At 57.0% G+C, this 23,153-nt stretch carries 22 protein-coding genes; 7 read left to right on the forward strand and 15 right to left on the reverse strand.

All coding sequences use genetic code 11. The features are described from left to right. The first annotated feature begins 224 nt into the window (after positions 1 to 224). Positions 225 to 1,565, forward strand: a complete 1,341-nt coding sequence (gene glpT, locus ACLIBF_RS19885; RefSeq protein WP_031375028.1) for a glycerol-3-phosphate transporter — start codon at positions 225 to 227, stop codon at positions 1,563 to 1,565. A 48-nt stretch (positions 1,566 to 1,613) separates the two neighbouring features. On the opposite strand, the gene yigL is transcribed toward glpT, so the two are convergent. Then, on the reverse strand, positions 1,614 to 2,414 hold the full coding sequence (yigL, locus tag ACLIBF_RS19890) for a sugar/pyridoxal phosphate phosphatase YigL (RefSeq protein WP_031375029.1): 801 nt from the start codon (positions 2,412 to 2,414) through the stop codon (positions 1,614 to 1,616). A gap of 52 nt (positions 2,415 to 2,466) precedes the next feature. Then, on the reverse strand, positions 2,467 to 3,459 hold the full coding sequence (gene pldB / locus ACLIBF_RS19895) for a lysophospholipase L2 (RefSeq protein ID WP_089561590.1): 993 nt from the start codon (positions 3,457 to 3,459) through the stop codon (positions 2,467 to 2,469). A gap of 113 nt (positions 3,460 to 3,572) precedes the next feature. Here pldB and rhtB point away from each other — a divergent pair, with 113 nt between their 5' ends. Continuing rightward, on the forward strand, positions 3,573 to 4,196 hold the full coding sequence (rhtB, locus tag ACLIBF_RS19900; RefSeq protein WP_031375031.1) for a homoserine/homoserine lactone efflux protein: 624 nt from the start codon (positions 3,573 to 3,575) through the stop codon (positions 4,194 to 4,196). Between the two features lie 90 nt (positions 4,197 to 4,286). Here the strand turns inward: rhtB and rhtC are convergent, their stop codons facing one another. The 3 genes from rhtC to pldA are packed head-to-tail and all read right to left on the reverse strand — an operon-like array spanning position 4,287 to position 7,655. Then, on the reverse strand, positions 4,287 to 4,910 hold the full coding sequence (gene rhtC, locus ACLIBF_RS19905) for a threonine export protein RhtC (RefSeq protein WP_031375032.1): 624 nt from the start codon (positions 4,908 to 4,910) through the stop codon (positions 4,287 to 4,289). Between the two features lie 12 nt (positions 4,911 to 4,922). Beyond that, positions 4,923 to 6,752 (reverse strand): ATP-dependent DNA helicase RecQ, encoded by a 1,830-nt coding sequence (gene recQ, locus ACLIBF_RS19910; protein WP_031375033.1) that lies wholly within the window; start codon positions 6,750 to 6,752, stop codon positions 4,923 to 4,925. A gap of 24 nt (positions 6,753 to 6,776) precedes the next feature. Continuing rightward, on the reverse strand, positions 6,777 to 7,655 hold the full coding sequence (gene pldA / locus ACLIBF_RS19915; RefSeq protein WP_279810494.1) for a phospholipase A: 879 nt from the start codon (positions 7,653 to 7,655) through the stop codon (positions 6,777 to 6,779). A gap of 194 nt (positions 7,656 to 7,849) precedes the next feature. Between pldA and ACLIBF_RS19920 the strand changes: the two genes are divergently transcribed. Further along, a complete protein-coding gene (locus ACLIBF_RS19920) occupies positions 7,850 to 8,320 on the forward strand; it encodes a thioesterase family protein (protein WP_031375035.1) in 471 nt (156 codons plus the stop codon). A gap of 23 nt (positions 8,321 to 8,343) precedes the next feature. Next, positions 8,344 to 9,243: an EamA family transporter RarD gene (rarD, locus tag ACLIBF_RS19925; protein ID WP_089561591.1), complete on the forward strand. Its 900-nt coding sequence runs from the start codon at positions 8,344 to 8,346 to the stop codon at positions 9,241 to 9,243. On the opposite strand, the gene ACLIBF_RS19930 is transcribed toward rarD, so the two are convergent. From ACLIBF_RS19930 to ACLIBF_RS19975, 10 genes are all read right to left on the reverse strand, one after another. Next, positions 9,214 to 10,266, reverse strand: a complete 1,053-nt coding sequence (locus ACLIBF_RS19930; RefSeq protein WP_046289561.1) for an AbrB family transcriptional regulator — start codon at positions 10,264 to 10,266, stop codon at positions 9,214 to 9,216. The two genes, rarD and ACLIBF_RS19930, sit on opposite strands and share 30 nt — an antisense overlap. A 97-nt stretch (positions 10,267 to 10,363) precedes the next feature. Beyond that, entirely contained in the window at positions 10,364 to 11,317 is a 954-nt protein-coding gene (gene corA, locus ACLIBF_RS19935; RefSeq protein ID WP_031375037.1) for a magnesium/cobalt transporter CorA, read from the reverse strand. A gap of 178 nt (positions 11,318 to 11,495) precedes the next feature. Beyond that, complete coding sequence (gene ysgD, locus ACLIBF_RS19940) at positions 11,496 to 11,552, reverse strand: YsgD/CorL family protein (RefSeq protein WP_353846917.1); 57 nt, start codon at positions 11,550 to 11,552, stop codon at positions 11,496 to 11,498. A 67-nt stretch (positions 11,553 to 11,619) separates the two neighbouring features. After that, positions 11,620 to 13,782 carry a DNA helicase II gene (gene uvrD / locus ACLIBF_RS19945; protein ID WP_031375038.1) on the reverse strand — a complete coding sequence of 721 codons (2,163 nt, stop codon included), beginning with the start codon at positions 13,780 to 13,782 and terminating at the stop codon, positions 11,620 to 11,622. 157 nt (positions 13,783 to 13,939) lie between these two features. Next, positions 13,940 to 14,656 (reverse strand): 5-amino-6-(5-phospho-D-ribitylamino)uracil phosphatase YigB, encoded by a 717-nt coding sequence (gene yigB, locus ACLIBF_RS19950; RefSeq protein WP_031375039.1) that lies wholly within the window; start codon positions 14,654 to 14,656, stop codon positions 13,940 to 13,942. Continuing rightward, on the reverse strand, positions 14,653 to 15,558 hold the full coding sequence (gene xerC / locus ACLIBF_RS19955; RefSeq protein ID WP_046289560.1) for a tyrosine recombinase XerC: 906 nt from the start codon (positions 15,556 to 15,558) through the stop codon (positions 14,653 to 14,655). Before xerC ends, yigB begins: the two co-directional genes overlap by 4 nt. Then, positions 15,555 to 16,259: a DUF484 domain-containing protein gene (locus tag ACLIBF_RS19960; protein WP_031375040.1), complete on the reverse strand. Its 705-nt coding sequence runs from the start codon at positions 16,257 to 16,259 to the stop codon at positions 15,555 to 15,557. The genes xerC and ACLIBF_RS19960 overlap by 4 nt, the downstream gene beginning before the upstream one ends. Continuing rightward, the gene (gene dapF, locus ACLIBF_RS19965) at positions 16,256 to 17,080 is read right to left on the reverse strand and encodes a diaminopimelate epimerase (protein ID WP_031375041.1); all 825 of its coding nucleotides are present in this window, start codon (positions 17,078 to 17,080) and stop codon (positions 16,256 to 16,258) included. Before dapF ends, ACLIBF_RS19960 begins: the two co-directional genes overlap by 4 nt. Positions 17,081 to 17,108: 28 nt before the next feature. Continuing rightward, positions 17,109 to 17,309 (reverse strand): LPS translocon maturation chaperone LptM, encoded by a 201-nt coding sequence (lptM, locus tag ACLIBF_RS19970; protein ID WP_031375042.1) that lies wholly within the window; start codon positions 17,307 to 17,309, stop codon positions 17,109 to 17,111. 146 nt (positions 17,310 to 17,455) lie between these two features. After that, positions 17,456 to 20,014 carry a class I adenylate cyclase gene (locus ACLIBF_RS19975; RefSeq protein ID WP_031375043.1) on the reverse strand — a complete coding sequence of 853 codons (2,559 nt, stop codon included), beginning with the start codon at positions 20,012 to 20,014 and terminating at the stop codon, positions 17,456 to 17,458. Between the two features lie 313 nt (positions 20,015 to 20,327). Here ACLIBF_RS19975 and hemC point away from each other — a divergent pair, with 313 nt between their 5' ends. The 3 genes from hemC to hemX are packed head-to-tail and all read left to right on the forward strand — an operon-like array spanning position 20,328 to position 23,153. Then, positions 20,328 to 21,269 carry a hydroxymethylbilane synthase gene (hemC, locus tag ACLIBF_RS19980; protein ID WP_069728605.1) on the forward strand — a complete coding sequence of 314 codons (942 nt, stop codon included), beginning with the start codon at positions 20,328 to 20,330 and terminating at the stop codon, positions 21,267 to 21,269. Continuing rightward, a complete protein-coding gene (gene hemD, locus ACLIBF_RS19985; RefSeq protein ID WP_031375045.1) occupies positions 21,266 to 21,994 on the forward strand; it encodes a uroporphyrinogen-III synthase in 729 nt (242 codons plus the stop codon). The genes hemC and hemD overlap by 4 nt, the downstream gene beginning before the upstream one ends. Positions 21,995 to 22,019: 25 nt before the next feature. Next, positions 22,020 to 23,153 (forward strand): uroporphyrinogen-III C-methyltransferase, encoded by a 1,134-nt coding sequence (gene hemX, locus ACLIBF_RS19990; protein ID WP_031375046.1) that lies wholly within the window; start codon positions 22,020 to 22,022, stop codon positions 23,151 to 23,153.

Genomic DNA, 23,153 nt, shown 5'->3' on the forward strand with positions numbered 1-23,153 from the left:
GCCTGCCTGCGGCGCAAAATGCGCGAAATAAACCATCTGATGATCACTTTCGCTCTTAAGTGTAATAAAACTGTAACAAATGTGTCACACATCACAGTAACGCCGCGTCACTAATTTTATTCTTTGCGCGAAATGGAACATCACACCGCCATTTTCCCTTTGCTTTTTTTTGACCCAACCACTGGGAATGTAAAAACCATAAAGTGCCCTGGAGGGCCTCACTGATGCTGAGTATTTTTAAACCTGCACCACGTCAGCCGCAGGTGGCAGCGGATCGCGTTGATCCGCTCTACCGTCGCCTGCGCTGGCAAATTTTCATCGGGATCTTTTTCGGCTACGCCGCCTACTACCTGGTCAGAAAAAACTTTGCGCTCGCCATGCCGTATCTGGTGGAGCAAGGCTTTTCACGTGGCGACCTCGGTTTCGCCCTGTCAGGCATTTCCATCGCCTACGGCTTCTCCAAATTCATCATGGGCTCGGTGTCCGATCGCTCAAATCCGCGCGTCTTTTTACCGGCCGGGCTGATCCTGGCTGCTGCGGTGATGCTGTTTATGGGATTTGTGCCGTGGGCCACTTCCAGCATCATGGTGATGTTCGTCCTGCTGTTTATCTGTGGCTGGTTCCAGGGAATGGGCTGGCCACCGTGCGGACGGACCATGGTGCACTGGTGGTCACAGAAGGAGCGCGGCAGCATTGTCTCAGTGTGGAACTGCGCCCATAACGTTGGCGGCGGCCTGCCGCCACTGCTGTTTCTGCTCGGTATGGCGTGGTTCAACGACTGGAAAGCGGCGCTCTACATGCCCGCTTTTGGTGCCATCCTGGTGGCGTTCATCGCCTTTGCCCTGATGCGCGACACGCCGCAGTCCTGTGGTCTGCCGCCGATTGAAGAGTACAAAAACGACTATCCGCCGGATTACGATGCCAGCCATGAAGAAGAGCTGACGGCTAAGCAGATCTTCATGAAATATGTACTGCCCAATAAACTGCTGTGGTACATCGCCCTGGCAAACGTGTTTGTCTACCTGCTGCGCTACGGCATTCTGGACTGGTCACCGACCTACCTGAAAGAGGTGAAGCACTTCACGCTGGATAAGTCCTCCTGGGCCTACTTCCTGTATGAGTATGCCGGCATTCCGGGAACGCTGTTGTGTGGCTGGATGTCGGACAAAGTGTTCCGGGGTAATCGGGGTGCGACCGGGGTGTTCTTTATGACGCTGGTCACCATCGCCACCGTGATTTACTGGCTGAACCCGGCGGGCAACCCCGGCGTTGATATGGCCTGTATGATCGTGATTGGCTTCCTGATTTACGGGCCGGTGATGCTGATTGGTCTGCACGCGCTGGAACTGGCACCGAAGAAGGCCGCCGGCACCGCTGCGGGCTTTACCGGTCTGTTTGGTTATCTGGGCGGTTCCGTCGCGGCCAGCGCCATTGTCGGCTACACCGTCGACTACTTTGGCTGGGACGGCGGCTTCCTGGTGATGATTGCTGGCTGTGTACTGGCGGTGATCCTGTTGTTACTCACCATGGTTAGCGAGCATAAACACAAGCAAAAACTGGCCTGACGGCAATAAAAAAGGGCCGGTTAACCGGCCCTTTTTTGCGCTGTTCTGTCAGGAAAGATAGAGGTCACGCAGCGTCTGCGGCACCGCATCGTCGGCGTTGGACCCGATCACTTCCAGTTCAGGCAACCGGTCTTTCAACCGCTGGTGCGCGTTGTGCATGATGAATCCTTTACCCGCCATGCTCAGCATCTCGACATCATTCATGCCGTCGCCAAAGGCGATGCAATTATGCAGCGTATGACCCAGTTGCTTCGCCACGGCTTCGAGCGCATGCCCCTTCGATACGCCGCCCGCCATCACTTCGAGGCAGGTAGGCAGTGAAAAACTGACGTTGACCCGATCGCCCCAGCGCGCTTCAATCGCCTGCTCCATCGGAATCAGATGCTCGGGATCTTCGCAGGTAAAAAAGACCTTACTGATGTTATCCGTCGGCAACAGACCCGGTTCATAAACCTGATAGTTGAATACCGATTCACGGAAATAGTCCTGCTCAGCGGGACGTGAACGGCTGACAAACCACTCATCATCACGGTAAACGTGGGTCAGAATATCGCTGTGATGATACTGCAGGCCAAACAGGTCGTTAGCGATATCCTCATCCAGATTATGGCTGAACACCAGCTCGCCCTGGGCGTTATGTACCCGCGCGCCGTTTGAGGTGATCATATACGCCGGGATAGCCAGGCTGTCACGCATCTGTCCGACATCGATATGATGGCGACCGGTGGCGAAAACAAAGTGGATATCCTTTGCCACCAGTTGTTGCAGCGTTTCACGTGCAAAAGGCGTCAGGCGATGTTCGGGAGAAAGCAGCGTGCCATCCAGATCGGATGCAACGATGTGGTACATGAAAACCTCGGGTATCTGATTCTGCTGGCCGTGGCCAGTCGGATAATGAACGTCAGCGATGCGATGAAAAAAAGTCGATCACTGCATTAAGCGCTTCGGCGCGCATGTCGTCTTTTTCGAACAGGATCTCATGACGCGCACCGTTGATCACCCGCGGTTTGTTGCCTTCGCACGGATGACCCGCCGCCGCCATGGCAGCACAAAAAAGATCCTGCGAACGATTATCCACCACCTGATCGTCGCTGGCCTGCAGCAGCAGCAGCGGGGTGGTGATTTTATCGGCCTGACTGATAATGTTGCGGCCGGCATGAATGCCTTCGCGCACCCAATGATAAGTCGGGCCACCGACGCGAATCGCCGGATCGTCGGCATAAAAACGCAGGCTGCGCCGATAACGCTCAGCACTGTGCGTCAGCCGGTTAATGCCAAACGGATGCGCCCGCCAGCGCCCGGTACCCAGCGCGTAACCGTCGCGCAGCGCCGGGCGTTTCTCGGCCCAGTCGAGGATCCGGTGCGCCAGAAATGAGGGCAACGGCAGCGCGATACCAAACATCGGTGCCACCAGCGCAACCGCATGAAAAGCCTGCGGCTGTCGCGCCAGAAACAGCGTTAGAATGGCCCCGCCCATGGAGTGGGCCAGCGCATAACGCTGCTGATAGTGGCCGCTGACAATTTCTTTCAGGTAGAGCGTCTCCAGATCGTCGACGTAATGCGCGAATTCTGCCACGTGGCCGCGGTGTGAATCTTCCAGCAGACGATCGGAGCGGCCCTGACCACGATGATCGAGGATCACCACGTCAAAACCGCAATGGAACAGATCGTACGCCAGCTCAGGATATTTTATATAGCTCTCGATGCGGCCGGGCACAATCAGCACCACACGCTTATGTTGTGGTGAGGTGAAGCGTACGTAACGCAGAGTGAGATTACCGACGCCGGTAAATTCACGCTCCTCACGCCGATGCCAGAAATCAAGCAGTGGCCCGGTAGCGAAGGCAGCAAAGGCTTTTTCTCGTCGCAGCCAACTGGCTTTGTGTTGATTCATTCGCCCCCCTGATGACCGGAAAAAAGTGTCCTTAACGCTGTGTGTCGGCCATAGCGCCGCGCTTATTTCTGGCGTATTGTGTCACATTTCCGCCGCTAAAGAGAGCGCAACCCATGACCATTGAATGGTGGCTGACCTACCTGCTTACCACCACAATTCTTAGCCTGTCGCCCGGTTCGGGCGCTATTAATACCATGAGTACCGGCATCAGCCATGGTTATCGCGGCACGGTTGCCTCGATCTCCGGTTTGCAGGTCGGGCTGGCCGTGCATATTGTGCTGGTCGGGATCGGTCTGGGTGCGCTGTTCTCCCAGTCGCTGCTGGCGTTTGAAATTCTCAAATGGGCCGGTGCTGCCTATCTGGTGTGGCTTGGCATTCAGCAATGGCGATCGGCTGGCGGCATCGATCTTGATGCGGTTGCCAAAGCGATGCCGCGTCGTCGTCTGTTCAAACGCGCCGTTCTGGTTAACCTGACCAACCCGAAAAGTATCGTTTTCCTGGCCGCGCTGTTTCCGCAGTTCATCCAGCCGCATCAGCCGCTATTGATGCAGTACGTGGTGCTGGGCGTGACCACCGTGGTGGTCGATATTATCGTGATGATTGGCTACGCCACCTTAGCGACGCGCATTGCGGGCTGGATTAAAGGGCCGAAGCAGATGAAGCTGATGAACCGTATTTTTGGCGGGCTGTTTATGGCGGTGGGTGCGCTGCTGGCCAGCGCGCGGCGCATTGCCTGAGAGCTACCAGCCGGTGAAAAAGACGCAATCGCCCTGCCCTCTGGCGATTGTGGCGCGGCCTGGCGATGAACCGGCCGCACGCGTTCCGCCTTAGCGGGAAATGATCAGATGAATACCAAAGCCGGCAAACAACACGCCAGCCATGCCATCGACCCACTTCGCCAGGCGCTGATACCTGTTACGCATCCACGGCATTGCGAAGATAGCGGCAACCAGCGCAAACCAGGCAAATGTCTCGCCGATAATCAGTAAGAACAGGCCCCAGCGCTCGGCTGCACCGACGTCATCGCCGACAAACAGGGAAAATACGCTGCCGAAGTAGATGATCGCTTTAGGGTTGGACAGGTTGGTCAGCAGACCCTTGATGAAACTCATGCCACGTTTCGGCAGCTCAACCACCGGCTCATCCTGCTGCGGCTGTTTATGACGCTGACGCGCTGAACACATCAGCTGCCAGCCCATCCACAGCAGATAAAGACCGCCGCCCACCATAATGATCTGATGCAGCCAGGCCATTTTCTCCAGAATCAGATGCAGCCCCATCAGCGCTACCCCGGCCCAGACCACGATGCCGAGTGTAATGCCCAGCACGCCCATCATCGCCTCTTTGCGTGAACGGCTGGCGGCGGTTTGCGAAACGAAAAAGAAATCGGGGCCGGGGCTCATCAGTGCGACCAGATGAACCAGTGCCACGGTGGCGAATAACATCAGCATTATTAGTATCCTTTACTCTTCATCATCAAGATGCTCTTTGATCATCACCAGGAAAGGTTTGCCAAAGCGCTCCAGTTTGCGGTGACCGACGCCATTGACGCTGAGCATCTCTGACGCGCTAACCGGCATCTGTTCTGCCATCTCAATCAGCGTGGCGTCATTGAACACCACGTAAGGCGGAATATTCTCTTCATCAGCGATCGCTTTACGCAGCTTGCGCAACTTGGCAAATAGTTTGCGATCGTAGTTGCCGCCATAAAATTTCGCCGAACTGTTGCTCTTCGGCTTCGCGGTAATCAGGCGCGGCACTGCCAGCATCAGCGGCACTTCGCCGCGCAGCACCGGCCGTGCCGCTTCGGTCAGCTGCAGCGCTGAATGCATCGCGATGTTTTGCGTCACCAGTCCGAGGTGAATCAGCTGACGTAACACGCTGACCCAATGCTCATGGCTCTGGTCTTTGCCCAGCCCATAAATCGGCAGTTTGTCGTGACCGTGCTCGCGGATCCGCTGGTTATTGGCACCGCGCAGCACTTCGACAATATAGCCCATACCGAAACGCTGGCCGACGCGATAGATACCGGACAGTGCTTTCTGCGCCTCGACCAGTCCGTCGTAACGCTTGGGCGGATCGAGACAGATATCGCAGTTGCCGCACGGCTGCTGTCGGCCCTCACCAAAATAGTTGAGCAGCACCAGACGGCGACAGGTCTGCGCTTCAGCAAAGGCGCCCATCGCGTTGAGCTTATGACGCTCAATGTCCTGCAACGGGCCTGGCGCTTTCTCTTCGAGACATTTTCGCAGCCACGCCATATCCGCCGGATCGTAGAGCATCATCGCCTCGGCAGGCAGGCCATCACGCCCCGCTCGCCCGGTTTCCTGATAGTAGGATTCGATGTTGCGCGGGATATCGAAATGCACCACGAAGCGGACGTTGGGCTTATTGATGCCCATCCCGAACGCCACCGTGGCGACCACGATTTGCAGATCGTCACGCTGGAATGCTTCCTGAACCCGGGCGCGCTGCTCGCTGTCAATGCCGGCATGGTAGGCCCCGACGCTCAGTCCCCGACTTTGCAGGCGCGCGGCGGTATCTTCGACCTTCGCCCGGCTATTGCAGTAGATAATGCCGCACTTACCGCGCTGATCCTGCACGTAACGCAGCAGCTGCTCGGTAGGTTTAAATTTTTCGACCAGCGTGTAGCGAATATTGGGACGGTCAAAGCTGCTGATCTGGATCAGCGGATCCTGCATATGCAGCAGGTTAACGATATCGTTACGGGTGGTTTCGTCGGCGGTGGCGGTCAGCGCCATCACCGGCAAATCCGGAAAACGCTGACGCATCTGCCCCAGCGCGCCATATTCCGGACGGAAATCGTGACCCCATTGAGAAATACAGTGCGCTTCGTCGACCGCCAGCATGGCCGGCTGCCAGTACGCCAGATTCTCCAGGAAGTTATCCATCATCAGGCGTTCTGGCGCGATATAAAGCAGCTTAACCCGACCGGTACGGCAATCTGCCATCACCGCCTGCTGTTGCTCACGCGTCATGGTCGAATTGAGATACGCCGCCGCAACACCGTTGGCCAGCAGTTGATCGACCTGATCTTTCATCAGCGAAATCAGCGGCGAGACCACCAGTGTCAGCCCCTCGCGCACCAGCGCCGGAATCTGATAGCACAGTGATTTACCGCCGCCGGTCGGCATCACGACCAGACAATCACGCCCGCTCAGCGCCTGGTTGATGATCGTCTGTTGACCGGGACGAAACTGCTGGTAGCCGAAGGTATCCTGCAATACCTGCTGCGCCAGCGCTTCCTGATTTAGGACTGCCGAGGTTGCCACTCTATTCCTGTCTTACGTAATTGATTAGAACAAGTCGTTAAGCGTTACGCCTACACCCAGACGGGTCTGACGATGGTCGTAATCGATCAGCGATTCGCCATAGCCGCTAAACACCTGGGTATAGAAGCGAACATGCTCCGAGATCGGATAGCTCCAGGCCATGGTCGCGCCGCCATAACCGCTGTTCCAGTTATAGTTGCCTTCGACGCTAAAGATGCTGTCGCCGAGCTTATAGCCAACTTTGGCGCGGTAGTAACCCATATATTTGGTGATATCGGGATTATCATCGCTGCTTTCGCCTTCCGGAATCCGGTACCAGGGTTTGATTTCCGCCAGGAAATTCCCGTTCTCCGCCATCAGGCGGGTATAGACGCGGTTCCAGCTACGTGAGGTCGGGTCGCTTCGGCCATTGGATTCATGGTTCAGGCCCACTTCCACGTCACGCAGCGTCCAGCCAGCAAAAGAATAATCGGTTGCCCAGCCGAGGAAAATCTGAGGCTCATAGTTGGTTTCGCGGAATGGTGATGACTCACCGCGATTCGACAACTGCCACCAGGAACGCTGCGTATATGAGGCAGCCAGCACCGAGTTATCGCCCAGGATACCGCGCCACAGCGGGAATGCCAGACTGAGCTGGAATTTTACCTCATCCTTACGGGCGTTTTCTGCCCAGTTGTAGGAGGAGATCGCCTCTTTATTGAGATCGCTGGTGTAAGTGTAGAGAAGATAGTTGTTCTCGTAAGGATAGAGGACGAACGGATTATCATGCTTCTCCAGCAGGTTAGCGATGATGCTGCCACGAACCTGCGGCGCGTCATGCACTTCATTAACCTGAGCTTCGTCCGCCTGCGCCAGTGCAGGAAGTAATAACATAGCCGCCAGCAAGGCGCGATGCTTACGCATAAAATTCTCCGGTGAGCGCTGCGTAGTAAAAATTTCTGAAAGGGTGTCGTAAAAAGCAGGCCATTCTACACGCAAATGGCAGTGAAGATGAGAGCTGATTTCTTAAACTGGAAACCCCCTCGCGAGCGGCATAGAATACACATCTCATTAACATTACGCGCCCCTCTGGCCCGAATTTTTCAGGACACTTCATCATGTCATCACTTGTGCTGACGCAGCAGGATGCCCGCCGTCTGGTTGGCGAGATTTTCGTCTACCACATGCCGTTTAATCAGGCGCTAGGTCTGGAGCTGACGCGGCTGGATGCCGACTATGCCGAAATCAGTTTCGCCAATCAAACCATGCTGGTCGGCAACACTGCCCAGCAGATTCTGCACGGCGGCGTGATCGCTTCCGTGCTGGACGTCGCGGCGGGCATGGTGTGCGTCAGCAATGCCCTGACGCGCCAGGAGAGCATCAGCGAAGAGGAGCTGCGTCAGCGCCTCTCCCGCATGGGCACCATCGATATGCGCGTTGACTATTTGCGTCCGGGACGCGGCGAACGCTTTACCGCCACCAGCAGTCTGCTGCGCGCCGGTAACAAAGTCGCGGTGGCCCGCGTCGAATTGCACAACCAGCAGGGTGATTATATCGCTACCGCAACCGCCACTTATCTGATCGGCTAATTTCGCCTTACAACAGGACAGACATGGATACGCAACAAACTCGCCAGGGCGTTGGCTTTGCACTGGGCGCTTACTTTATCTGGGGCATCGCCCCGGCTTATTTCAAGCTGGTAAAAAATGTTCCGGCAACCGAAATCATGACGCACCGGGTAATCTGGTCAGCCCTGTTTATGCTGATCCTGATCTCCCTGACGCGCAGCTGGCCAGGCGTTCACAGCGTCCTGCGCCAGCCGAAAAAAGTGCTGCTGCTGGCGCTTACCGCGCTCACTATCGGCGGCAACTGGCTGCTGTTTATCTGGGCGGTGAATAACCAGCATATGCTGGAGGCCAGTCTCGGCTACTTTATTAACCCGCTGATCAACGTAGTATTTGGCATGCTGTTTTTGCGCGAGCGTTTTCGCCGCTTACAGTGGCTGGCAGTGGTGCTGGCTACCGTCGGTGTGCTGGTACAGCTCTGGCAGTTCGGTTCGCTGCCGATTATCGCGCTGGGTCTGGCGCTGAGCTTTGCTTTTTATGGGCTGTTACGCAAAAAGATTCAGGTGGATGCGCAGAGCGGAATGCTGATTGAAACCCTGTGGCTGTTTCCGCTGGCGGCCATCTACCTGTTTGCTTTTGCCGACAGCGCCACCAGCCATCTATCGGCCAACCCGCTGAGCCTGAACCTGAAGCTGGTAGCGGCAGGTATTGTCACCACCATTCCGCTGATGCTGTTCGCTGCCGCCTGTAGCCGCCTGCGTCTCTCTACCGTCGGCTTCTTTCAGTATCTTGGCCCGACGCTGATGTTCGTGCTGGCGGTGGTGTTCTACGGCGAAACCATCACGCCAGACAAAATGGTGACCTTTGGCTTTATCTGGCTGGCACTGCTGGTGTTTGTCTGTGATGCGGTGGCATTTTCATTCCGTGGCCGGCCGCGCATAGCGTGAGATAAAGCGCGCCATTGCCGGACCGGTCAGCAGGATGGTAAACAGCCGCAGCGTCTGTAATGCCATCACAAAGGCCATATTGACCTGGGTTCCGGCAGCAATAATCGCCACCGTGTCCAGTCCGCCTGGGCTGGTGGCGAGATAAGCCGTCATCAGATCGATGTGCAGTACGCGCGTCAGCATCCACGCCAGTCCGCCACACAGCAGCATCAATCCAAAGATCGACGCCAGCATCTGCGGCAGCGTGCGCAGAGCCAGCAAAAATACCGGCCGGGTGAAGCGCAGGCCGACGCTCCAGCCAATCAGCGCGTAAGCCAGTGCCAGCAGCCATTCCGGCACCTGCAAAATTGCCATCCCGCTGGTGTTCAACGCCGCACCCGCCAGGGCAGGCAGCAATAAGGCACCGGAAGGAATGCGCAACCGGGTCCCGAGCCATGCTCCAGTCAGCATCACCGCCAGCGTTACCGCAAAACCGCGATTCAGCGGCGGGAACCACAGCAGCGAAACGCTATGGGCCGCATCGCCCAGTCCGATCCGGGCCACCAGCGCCGCCGCAGTGGCGACAAACAGCACCCGCAGATATTGCATGAATGCCACCAGCCGCACGTCGGCACCGAAATCGCCAGCCATCGCGACCATTGCCGATGCGCCGCCCGGTGACGATCCCCATGCGCCGGTCGGGCCGGGCAGATGACTGAAGCGGACCAGCAGAAAGCCTGACAGGCCGCTGGCCGCCAGCGTCAGCAGCAGCACCGCCAGCACCACCGGCCAGTCCTGAATCAGCGGAGTCAGAATAGAGGGCGAAAGGCTCTGCGCAATCATGCAGCCCAGTACCGCCTGCGCCAGCAGAAACAGCCGTTTATCAATGCGCATTGTCGCGCCTGACAGCCCCATCACCACACCGACAATCATCGGTCCCAGCAACAGCGCGGCGGGCAGATGAAAAAATTGCAGCACGCCGCCCAACAGCACCGAGCTGAATAACAGCAGTGTCCACTGCGCGCGCAACGAGAGTGCATCCATAAGAAGTTAATTATTTGTAAAAAGAGGGGGTAAGATTACGCAGAAATGCAGACGGGGACCAGCAAAACGGGCCGTCTCAGACGACCCGCTGCCTGCTTTATAACCAGTTCTTACGTTTAAAGTAGAGATAAGGCGCCAGTCCGGCCAGAATCATCAGGCCAATCGCGGCGGGATAACCAAAGCTCCACTTCAGCTCTGGCATAAACTCAAAGTTCATTCCGTAGCTTGAGGCGACCAGCGTCGGCGGCAGGAACACCACCGAAACCACCGAGAAGATCTTGATAATGCGGTTCTGCTCGATGTTGATGAAGCCCATCGCTGCCTGCATCAGGAAGTTCACCTTCTGGAACAGCGATTCGTTATGCGGCAACAGCGACTCGATATCGCGCAGGATTTCACGCGCCTGCTCCAGCTGATTGCCCGGCAAACGCGCTTTACGCACCAGGAAGTTGAGCGCGCGCTGGGTATCCATCAGGCACAAACGCACCTTCCAGCCGATATCTTCCAGTTCGGCTAAACGCGACAGCGCCAGATCGTACTCTTCGCCCTGCTGACCTTCCATGATCACCCGGCTCAGTTTTTCCAGGGCGCTATAGATGTTCTCAATCTCATCCGCCAGCTGTTCGATTTTGGTTTCAAACAGGTCGAGCAGCAGCTCAAACGCATTGCCGTCGATCAGCGTCTGATTACGGGCGCGCATGCGATAGAGCCGAAAGGCCGGTAGTTCGCGTTCACGCAGCGTATAGAGACGGCCTTCACGGATGGTGAACGCCACGGTGGAGTTACCGGCGTGATCTTCAGCATCTTCATAGAAGAAGAAGGAGTGAATATGCAGGCCATCTTCATCTTCGAAGAAGCGCGCCGAGGCCTCAATATCCTCCAGCTCTGGCCGGGTTGCGAGGCTCTGACCGAGTTCGGATTGCACCCGGTCACGCTCGCCCTCTTCCGGTTCGATCAGATCGACCCAGACGGAGGTGGTCAGTTTGTCGTTTTCGTCTTCCAGCTCCAGACGCGTCAGGCGGCTGTGATCCAGTTTAAATGCGCTCAGCATAGCAATACTCCCCATTGCAGACTAAATGGGACAAGGCAGTCCGCCGTTCACCAAGCGGAACGGGCAACCTGAACACGGAAACACAGTTTCAAGGGTAAATCAGTGCTGACTCGTGCGACGGGATTAGAAAAGGGAGGTCGCTGATAACCGCTAAGGCTACCCGCGTAGAGAGGTAGCCTTAGATGTTATTCCTGTTATCCAGGTTAGTGAGCCAGCATCGACTGGGCGTGTCCAAGGCATTGTCCTCTCATGATAATAGTGGGCGCATGTTACGCTGAGACGAAAATGTCGTCAACCGCAGGCTACAGGGTTTCCAGTTTGGCGTAAGCCGCCACTAACCACTTGATTCCCTGCCCCTGGAAAGCCACCTGCAGGCGGCTATGCTCACCGCTGCCTTCCAGATTAATGATGGTGCCTTCACCAAATTTCGCGTGATGCACCCGCTGGCCCAGCGCGAAACCGCTGTCGTTTTTGCTTATCGGCGCCCCCATCCGCTGATGATTCACCGGACGGCTGACGCTGGCGCGTAAGCGCACTTCTTCAATGCACTCTTCCGGCAGCTCGCCGATAAAACGTGAAGGACGGTGATACACTTCTTTACCATACAGTCGGCGGGTTTCGGCGTAGGTTAGCGTCAGCTTGATCATCGCGCGGGTCACACCAACGTAAGCCAGTCGACGTTCCTCTTCCAGCCTGCCGCCTTCGTCCAGCGACATCTGGCTCGGGAACATCCCCTCTTCCATGCCGACGATAAACACCTGGCTGAACTCCAGCCCTTTCGCCGAGTGCAGCGTCATCAGCTGCACCGCATCCTGCCATTTGTCGGCCTGGCCTTCGCCTGCCTCCAGCGCCGCGTGCGATAAAAAGGCCTGCAGCGGCATTAAGTCTTCATCTTCATCCTGATAGCTGAACTGGCGTGTGGCGGTTACCAGTTCCTCAAGGTTTTCGATTCGCGCCTGACCTTTTTCACCTTTCTCCTGCTCATACATCAGCCACAGACCGGAGTCTTTGATCACCCGGTCAGTCTGGACGTGCAGCGGCAGCTCTGCGGTTTCCGTCGCCAGCGAATCGACCAGTTCACAGAAACGTTGCAGCGCCGACGCGGCCCGGCCGGCCAGCGCGCGGGTTTGCAGCAGTTCGCGCGTTGCCTGCCACAGCGTCATCTGTCGTTCACGCGCGGTCTGGCGCACCACGTCGAGCGTACGATCGCCCACGCCACGCGTCGGGGTGTTAACCACGCGCTCAAATGCTGCGTCATCATTGCGGTTGGCCATCAGGCGCAGATAGGAGAGCGCATCTTTGATCTCCTGACGTTCGAAGAAGCGCATACCGCCATAAATACGGTACGGCATACTGCTTTGCAGCAGCGCCTCTTCCAGCACGCGTGACTGGGCGTTGCTGCGATAGAGAATGGCGCAATCATTCAGCGCGTTGCCGTTTTCCATCCACGTCTTGATGCGGTTTACCACGAAGCGCGCTTCATCCAGCTCATTGAAGGCGCAATAGATGGAGATGGGTTCGCCGTCGCTGCCGTCGGTCCACAGCTCTTTACCCAGACGGCCGTTGTTGTTGGCGATCAGGGCGTTGGCGGACTTCAGAATGTTGTTGGTTGAGCGATAGTTTTGCTCAAGGCGGATGGTTTCCGCGCCGGGGAAATCCTGCAGGAAGCGCTGGATATTCTCGACCTGCGCCCCACGCCAGCCATAGATAGACTGATCGTCATCGCCGACGATGATCACCCGGCTGCTGTCGCCCGCCAGCATGCGGATCCACGCATACTGAATGTTGTTGGTATCCTGGAATTCGTCCACCAGCACGTTGGTGAAGCGTTCGCGGTAGTGATTCAGAATGTGTGGCTTATTGAGCCACAGCTCATGGGCGCGCAGCAGCAGTTCAGCAAAGTCGACTAAACCGGCACGGTCACAGGCTTCCTGGTAAGCCTGATAGATACGCAGCCAGGTCTGCTCAACCGGATTGCCATAACTTTCAATGTGCTTTGGCCGCAGACCTTCATCTTTTTTGCCGTTGATGTACCACATGCCCTGGCGAGCTGGCCACTGCTTCTCATCCAGATTCATCGATTTGATCAGGCGTTTTAGCAGCCGCAGCTGGTCTTCACTGTCGAGGATCTGAAAGTCCTGTGGCAGATTGGCATCCAGATGGTGGGCACGCAGCAAGCGGTGCGCCAGGCCGTGGAAGGTACCGATCCACATGCCGCCCTGGCTGGTGCCGATCAGCTGCTCGATACGGTGACGCATCTCGGCCGCCGCTTTGTTGGTAAAGGTCACCGCCATAATCGAGTAAGGCGAACAGTTTTCGACCGACAGCAGCCAGGCGATGCGATGGACCAGCACCCGCGTTTTTCCACTGCCCGCGCCTGCCAGCACCAGCAGGTTACTGCGCGGTGCCGCTACGGCCTCGCGCTGTTTGTCATTCAAACCGTCGAGCAGTTCAGAAACGTCCATAAGCCCCGTTTACCAAAGAAAAAAGGTCGTCACCCGGTCTGTTACGCCTGACGCCAGGCGACGGCTGCCGGTGTCCGGCCTGCGGCGGGAACAAACCCGGCTGCCGCCACGGCCGCAGCGCGAAAGTAAGGGAGACGACTGGATAAATTTACAGCCATTATAGCAGTGAGGTGAGTGATGCCAACTGCGAAATTTCGACATGCGGCAACAGGCGCGCATCGGCGATCTGCATCAGGTTGCCCTGACGCAGGTTAATCCAGCAGGCCTGCATACCGCAACGCAACGAGCCAGCCACATCGGTGGTGAGGTCGTCGCCGACGTGCAGAATGTGCTGAGGGGCGATGTTAAGCCGCTGTGCCGCCAGCTGATACATATCCTGCCACGGCTTCGCACGTCCATCCGGCCCCGCCCGCAGCGTGAACCGGAAGTAATCGGCAATGCCCATTTTTTCCGGGCAGGCATTGCCGTTGGTGACCGCCACCAGCGGGACTTTCTCCGCCAGGATTTTCAGCGTCTGATGGGTCTCATCCGGCATCTCAACCTGACTACGCCATTGATGAAACACCGCCATGACCTGCTCCGCTCCGGCCGTCGCATCAGCCGCAGACAAGCCGATATTGAGCATCGCCAGCTCAACCGAACGCCGCCGCCACTCCGACACATCGTGGTAGATCTCCGGTTCACGCAGCAGCAACTCATCGCGCAGCGCCTGATAAGCCTGCGGCGTAAAATCGCGCAGCGCCGGATGAAAAGCCTGTAACGCCGCGTGGGACTCAGCGGTGGTCCGGCGGATCACCGGATGGTTATCATACAGCGTGTCATCAAGGTCGAAGGTAATCGCTTTGATGGCAGCCAGCGGACGATAAAACTTCATTCGTTCTTTCCTCGTTTGGCCCGGGGATGCGCAGCATCATAGACCGAAGCCAGATGCTGAAAGTCGAGATGGGTATAAATCTGGGTGGTCGAGAGATTGGCATGGCCCAGCAGCTCCTGCACCGCGCGCAAATCACCGCTCGATTCCAGCAGGTGAGTCGCAAAGGAGTGCCGCAGTTTATGCGGATGAATATGGCTGGTCACGCCCTGCTTAATGCCCCATTCGGCGAAACGCTTTTGCACGTTGCGCGCCGATATCCGGTTGCCGCGCGTAGAGAGAAACAGCGCGTCATCCTGGCCGCCAAAGCTGGTGCGCAGCGGCAGCCACTGCTGGATCCAGCTGACCGCGGTACGGCCAATCGGCACACGACGCTCTTTGCTGCCTTTACCCACAACCCACACCTCGCCGGAATCGAGATCGACATGACGGCAATCCAGATTCACCAGTTCAGAGAGACGCAGACCACCGCCGTACATCACTTCCAGCATGGTGCGGTCGCGCACCGCCAGCGGATCGCTGGGATCGATCTCCAGCAGCTGGTTTACGTCATCGACATCAATATTTTTCGGCAGATGGCGCGCCTTACGCGGCGTCATCACCCCTTTCGCCGGGTTCGCGCTGAGCAAACCCTGGCTGACCTGCCAGTCGAGAAAGCTGCGCAGCGCGGAGAGGCGTAATGCAAGACTGCTGGCGGCCAGACCGGCGCGACGACTGCGTGCCGCCATGCTGCGCACCTGCGCCGGTTCAAGCTGCGTCCAGGCGCTGAGCTTCATCTCATCAGCAATCGCGACCAGCGCCGCCAGCTGGCGAGCATAGCTGCTCTGGGTCAGCGGACTGAGCTGGCGCTCCACCTTGAGGTAGCGCAGAAATCCGTCGACGGCCTCCTGCAGCGCGCTGCTCATGCGCGTTCGATCCAGCGAGTCAGCAAATCAGGCATCATCTGTGACAGGTGCTGCAGCAGCAAGGTACCCATGCCAGATTGATAATGCTGGCTGTCGCGGCTGCTGAAGATCAGCACGCCCAGATCGCCGGCTTCGCCCATCAGCGACATCGCGACCGAACCGATCGCTTTCGCCTGCGGTAGCAGCAGCAGTAATTCCGGGCCATTGATATTGCCCAGATAGTGATGCTGATTACCGAAGCGCTGGATGCGCAGCGGCTCAAAGGCCTGACGCGACAGGCTAAGCTGGAAAAAATCCGAAGGCGCGCCGAGCTGCCATTTATCGCTGAAGAGCCGCACGTTGGCCCCGGCCAGGCCGAGTTCACGCGCCCAGCGGTGCAGACGGTTCAGCATCTCCTGCAGCGAATCCGCTGCCGCCAGATGGCTTTGCAGCGCCAGCAAGCGATCAAACAATTCGTGATTGGCGGTGGCCTGTTCCATCAGCAGGGTAATCTCTTCTTCCAGCTGCTGGATATGGTTACGCTGCCGCGCCATGTGCCACTCAACCAGTGACACGCTACCGCGTACCGGATGCGGCACCGCCATCTGTTCAATCTGGCGGGCGTTGCGGATGAAGAAATCGGGATTTTGCCGCAGATAATCACTGACGGCCTGATCGTCCAGCAGGACCGTACTGTCCGCCTGCTCTTCGATATTTTTCATAGATGAATAAACCCATCGTAGACATGTGTGGCGGGACCGGTCATGTAGAGTGGCTGACCCGCCCCCTTCCAGGCGATATGCAGCGTTCCGCCGGGCAAATCAACGCGCACTTTCGGCGCCAGAATACCCTGCTGAATGCCGCACGCAACGGCAGCACAGGCTCCGCTGCCGCACGCCTGCGTTTCCCCTGCGCCGCGTTCATACACGCGCAGACGAATGTGTTCCGGATTGATGATTTCCATAAAGCCGACGTTAACGCGATCCGGGAAGCGCTCATGGCTTTCCAGAATCGGCCCCAGCAGTTCAACCTGCGCGGTTTTCACGCTTTCGACCTGAATAACGCAGTGGGGATTGCCCATGGAAACCGCCCCCAGCATCACCGTCTGCTCGGCCACGCGCAGCAGATAGAGATTCTCGGCTTTATTGGCGCGAAACGGCACCTGCTGCGGCTCAAAGTTGGGCTCGCCCATGTTGACGCGCACCTGATCGTCCGGCGTCACGCTCAACACCATACGGCCATTCTGGGTACTGACGCGAATATCACTTTTGTTGGTCAGCCCTTTCAGCTGAACGAAGCGGGCAAAGCAGCGCGCGCCGTTGCCGCACTGCGCGACTTCGCTGCCATCGGCATTGAAAATGCGATAGTGGAAATCGAGATCGGGATCGTAAGGCGGTTCAACAATCAGCAATTGATCAAAACCGATCCCCAAATGACGATCGGCCAGCCGGCGGATCAACTCCGGCGAGAAAAAGACGTTTTGTGTCACCGCATCGACCACCATAAAGTCGTTGCCGAGACCGTGCATTTTGGAGAACTGCATTTTTAGCTCCGCCGGATAAGCCATTATATTAGTTCGCTTGCGCGCTTGAATCGCCGGTCACCAGACCGTTGACATCCGCTTTAGAGGCGTCTGCTTTCTGGCGTTCAGTCGGGGCTTGTTGCTTCTTCGGCTGGTCCTTCGGCGGGAAGTAAAGCGGCCCTTTCAGACCACAACCGGCAAGGCTGGTCACGGCCAGCGCCATCGCCAACAGGCTTATCACTTTCTTCATTCTTTATGCTCTTCATGTCCTTTACCTGGATGCTTATCATCGCAGTTGAAGTTGGAAAAGCAACAGGAAATCCCCGCAAATAGCGTGAGCAGAGTGTCAGGCCGGAAAGATGACGGCCACCTGAGCAGGCAGGCGGCCGATCGGGTTCAATGCACCTGATAGCGCGGTTGATAGTCGCCGTTGTCGTTATCAGGCGGCGAGGCGCACAGCTGCGTCAGCGTCTGGCTGCGGAACGGAATCACCTGGAAACGTTCACCGGTATTCACGATCTGATAGAACTGCGGCAGGTTGAAGTTGATAAAACTTGAGCCGTAGGTAAAGCGATCGTGCGACGAGGAGTAGAAACGGCTGACGTCTCGCACCAGCTCCTCTTTGCTGCCTTCGCAGTGATGGTAAACCTCAACCCGGTTAGTCTCATCAAGAATGTAGATGTTGAAACCGCGCTCATCGGTGGTGTTTTCAAAGAAGAACTGGATGATGCCTTCGCTGGCATAGCCGTTAACCACCGGCGGCAGCGGCGTCTGGTTGGTTTCCACCTTGATCGACAGGCCGTGCAGCTTGTTATTGGAAATCGCGCCGTAAAATTCGACGGCGTTTTCCAGCTTCTGTACCGAAACGCTCATGCGTTCAAAGAACAGACCCCAGGTCTGGCCGGCCATACGCAGCGCTTTGAAGCGGCCCGGCTCCTGTCGCGTACTGGAAAGCCGTAGCTCAATGCATTCCGACACCAGTTGCTGCACGCGGGTCCGGATCAGCCCGCGCAGATGCTGGCTGTAGCAGAACACTTCGACCGTATCCGGCGGCGCGGCATCCTGATGCATCTTGCCAAGAATGGTTTTCAGCCCTTCGATCATCGCCTGTTCGCCGCTGAAGTGCAGCGTACGCACTTCATTCCACGAGTTACGATAGAGCAGGTCGATACTGCCAATCAGGCACTGCTGCTGCTGGCCGAAGCTGAACACGTCGAGCTTACGGAAGTCGAAGTGCACCACCTGATTACGGAACGCCGAGGTTGGATCGTGCTCGAGGTTGACGATAATCGCGAGGTGACGAATTTCACACGGGCTGTAGAGCGCTTTTGGCGTCGGGGCTGGCAGGCGAAGCGGGAAATGACTGGAGACGTCATTGACCAGCTCCTGCAGACGCGCCAGATCGCAGATCTCATTGCCTTTAATGTGCAGCCGGGTTTTGCGGGTCAGCAGACCGTTGAACCACGCCCACGCCACCAGCTTATTCAGGTAGCGGTTATATTCCAGCGGCTGATGGCTGATGATCGAATCCATGTCTGGCGCCTGATTATACAGGTACCAGCCAGCGCGGTTGGCCCGGCCAGGCGGCACATGAATAAAGGTCAGGTTCGGCTCAGAAAGATCGGGCGAAATCTGCGGGTTGACCAGGGTAACCTTGCCTGGCAGTGCTTCAAACGCGGCGTACAGTTTACGGGTCAACACGCCGATGTCCTGCGGACTCGCGCTGACGCTTAAATTGTTGCGGCGGGCAAACCGGATCAGGTTGCGATAACTCTGCATCATCGCATCCAGCAGTTCATTGTGCGCTTCACGCACCCGCTCGATTTTCCACTCTGCGCGGTTATCCAGGATGGCTATTTTCTCGTCATCCCAGCCCCACTCTTTCACCAGCTGCGACAGAATTTCACGCCGCCATCCGGTGCGATGCTGATGTTCTTCGGTGCTGAGTTTCTCGCACACTTTGAGGTAGAAACAGCGGCGCACCAGATCGAGACGTGGCTGATCGTCCACGCTGGTCAGATAATGCGTAACGCGTTCCAGCATCATGCAATAGGGATCAAGCCCGAAGCAGATGATTTCGCCGTCGTGCAGGCGCTGTTTGATGTCCATCGCCAGCAGTTGTGTATTCGGGTATTCCCAGCTGTAGGCTTCCAGCAGCAGGGTTTTCAGCACCGCTTTATACGGCGAGTCGATACTTTTATACAGCTGCCACAGGCTGGCACCGAAGTACTCTTCCGCCGACAGCGTGCCAAGGCCGCCCAGATCGAGCCATTCGTTTGGCGTCAACACACCCTTGGCGTAGAGCGACATCACATAGTCGTCATAATGGTGCTCTTCTTCACCGGGCACCATGTTCCACAGGATACGTTTACCCGCCATGCGCACCGCCGTGCGGTAAAACTCGTCCAGCAGCAGAATATGTTGGGTCGAACCGCAATCTTCACCGCCCAGATTACCGCTTTCGTTATGCCGGAAACGGTTCTCATCGATCAGGAAGAAGCTCACTTCCACGCCCATCGAGACGCACCATTTCTGCAGCATGGTGCATTTACGCTGCAGATTGAGGCGCTCTTCATTGTCCAGCCAGGATTGATGACAGACCCAGATGTCGAGATCCGACACGCTGTTCTGACCGACCGACGAGGTGCTGCCCATCGAATAGATCGCGGTGATCGGCATTTCGCCTTTTGGCGCATCGGCAAGGCGCAGATCGCTGTCGCCGGTCAAATCGGCCAGTAGCTGACGCTGATTTTCATCAGGCGTGAAGAAGCTGATGCCATGTGGAACGTTACCTTCAAGGTAACCCGGCATCTGCGGATGTTGATAATGTAATAAGGTTGGCAGCAGACTGTAGACGCGCTGAAAAGCGGGTCCCATGGCAGCCAGTGCACGATCGACGCGCAGCTGGTTGATTGCATCCAGTCTCTGTTTCAGTGTCTCAATGTAGAGGTACAAGACGTTTCGCCTGATTGTCCCAGTGTTTAAGCACCCTGTTTCCACCATCTGCCGCTTATAAAGTGAAAAAGTGGGCAGATTATTGCTGGAAACGTGATCAATCTAACACTCGGCAGATTGACCGTAAAGAAAGTTGCGCTACTTAACAGTTTAGCACGTTCTTACTGGCTTCCCGCCTTTTCAGCATCGGTATCAAATGAGCCTTGATAAATCGGGCCTAATCCGTGAGCAGGCCGTTTTCAATCCGTTGAAACTGACAGCATTCCCTCATAGATGATAGGATATTCAGTGAACGATCAAAATGGTTAACAGCATGTTAGACAAAATTTTCAGAATTGCTACAAGACAAAGCCCGCTGGCATTATGGCAGGCACATTATGTACAGCAACGCTTGATGAGCGCCCATCCTGGCCTGCAGGTTGAGCTGGTGCCGATGGTCACCAAAGGTGACATTATCCTTGATACGCCGCTGGCTAAAGTGGGCGGCAAGGGGCTGTTTGTCAAAGAGCTCGAACAGGCGATGCTGGATGGCCGGGCCGACATGGCGGTGCACTCAATGAAAGATGTGCCGGTCGATTTCCCTGCCGGTCTGGGTCTGGTCACCATTTGCGAGCGCGATGATCCGCGCGATGCGTTCGTTTCTCATCACTATGACTCCATTGATGCCCTGCCGCATGGCGCGGTCGTCGGCACTTCCAGCCTGCGCCGTCAGTGTCAGATCAGCGCCCGTCGTCCGGATCTGGTGATCCGCTCGCTGCGTGGCAACGTCGGTACCCGACTGAGTAAACTCGATGCTGGCGACTATGACGCCATTATTCTGGCCGTCGCCGGACTGAAGCGCCTCGGACTGCAGGATCGGATCCGTCAGGCGCTGCCGGCAGATGTTTCCCTGCCCGCGGTCGGTCAGGGCGCGGTCGGCATTGAGTGCCGTCTCAACGACAGCCACTTAATCAGCCTGTTGCAGGCGTTAAACCACGATGATACCGCCGTCTGCGTCAAAGCAGAACGCGCCATGAATACCCGCTTAGAAGGCGGTTGTCAGGTGCCCATCGGCAGCTTTGCGGTGCTGGAAGGCGATGAGCTCTGGCTACGTGGCATGGTCGGCGCGCCGGATGGCAGCGTGATGGTCAGCGGCGAGCGCCGCGGGCCGCGCGATCAGGCAGAACAGATGGGCATTTCACTTGCCGATGAGCTGCTTAACGGCGGCGCGCGTGAAATCCTGCGTGAAGTTTACCAGGGGCAGCCGCCGGCATGACCATTCTGGTGACGCGTCCGGAACCCGCAGCAGCAGAGCTGGTATCACGCCTGCATGCCCTGGGTAAGCAGGCATGGAGCCTGCCGCTGATTGAATTCGCGCCGGGCGTCGACCTGCCTCATCTGCCGCAAAAGTTAGCCGATCTGCAACCTGGCGATCTGGTTTTTATCCTGTCGCAGCAGGTTATCCACTACGCTCAACACGCCGTCACAGCGTGGCCCGCCGGGCTGGACTATTATGCAATTGGTCGATCCACTGCGCTGGCGTTCCATACCGTCAGTGGTCAGCAGGTGACCTGGCCGCATGCACATGAAACCAGTGAAGAGTTAATTCAGTTAAATACGCTGCAGCAGGTTGCCCATAAGCGTGCGCTGATTTTGCGCGGTAACCCCGGCCGGGAGCTACTGGCGGAGACCTTAACGCAACGCGGCGCAGAGGTGTCGTTTGCCGCCTGCTACCAGCGCTGTCAGAAACACTATAACGGTGCGACAGAAGGCCGGCGATGGCGCGATCGCGGCGTCTCGGTGCTGGTGGTGACCAGTGGAGAAATGTTACAACAGCTTTTTTCGCTGTTCCCCGCGATCGATCGCGAGGAATGGTTGCTCAACTGCCGACTGATTGTCGTCAGTGAACGTTTGGCTACCCTGGCCGCAGGATTGGGTTGGCAGGATATTCAGGTAGCCGATGGTGCCGATAACGATGCGCTATTGCGCGCGTTACGCTGAACTTTAACAATGGGATGTGCCACATATGACGGAACAAAAAGACTCCTCCGCCATGGTTGAAGAAACCACCCCAGCAGTCGACCGCTCTGCTGCCAGCAACGCCACACCACCCCGTAAAGCAAAAAACGGTGGCATGGTGCTGGGTGCGGTTGCGATCGTCATTGCGCTGGCGATTGGTGCAGGTTTATACCTTAATGGGAAACATCAGGCTGATTTACAGGCACAAACCAACCAGCGTCTGAGCGAACAGCTTAGCGCGCTTCAGCAGCAGGCCAGCAACGACAAACAGCAGCTAACGCAGCAGCTGAGTAGCACCGAAACCGCGCTGCAGAAGGCGGAAGCCCAACAGGGCGCCTCTGCCAAAGAGCTGGAAACGCTGCGTGAGAAAGTGGCTGTGATTTCAGGCAACGACGTGCGCAGCTGGTTGCTGGCGCAGGCGGATTACCTGGTGAAACTGGCGGGTCGCAAACTGTGGAGCGATCAGGATGTCACCACCGCCGCCGCGTTGCTGAAAAGCGCCGATGCCAGCCTGGCTGACATGAACGACCCGAGCGTGATGAATGTCCGTCGCGCGTTAACCCAGGATATCAGCACCCTCTCATCGGTCAGCCAGGTCGACTATGATGGCGTGATCCTGAAGCTGAATCAGCTGTCGAACAATGTCGACAATCTGCGTCTGGCCGATAACGACAGCGATGATGCGCCGATGGACAGCGACGGTGGTGAGCTGTCAGGTTCAGTGCGCGAATGGCGACAGAATCTGGTGAAAAGCTGGCACAACTTTATGGATGACTTTATTACCATCCGTCGCCGTGATAACACCGCACAACCGCTGCTGGCACCTAATCAGGATGTTTATCTGCGTGAGAACATTCGTTCCCGTCTGCTGATTGCCGCTCAGGCGGTTCCGCGTCATCAGGATGAGATCTACAAACAGTCGATCGACACCGTCTCCGCCTGGGTTCGCGCCTGGTACGATACCAATGATGCCGCCACCAAAGCGTTTCTCGCCCAGCTGGATGAGCTGAGCCAGCAGAGCATCAATATGGATCTGCCGGACAACCTCGAAAGCCAGCCGTTACTTGAGCAGCTGATGCAAACCCGCGTGCGGAACCTGTTAGCGCAACCCTCTGCCGCTGCTAATCAGCAGGGAGGCTAA

It is taken from the genome of Pantoea sp. PGP6, assembly GCF_053474785.1.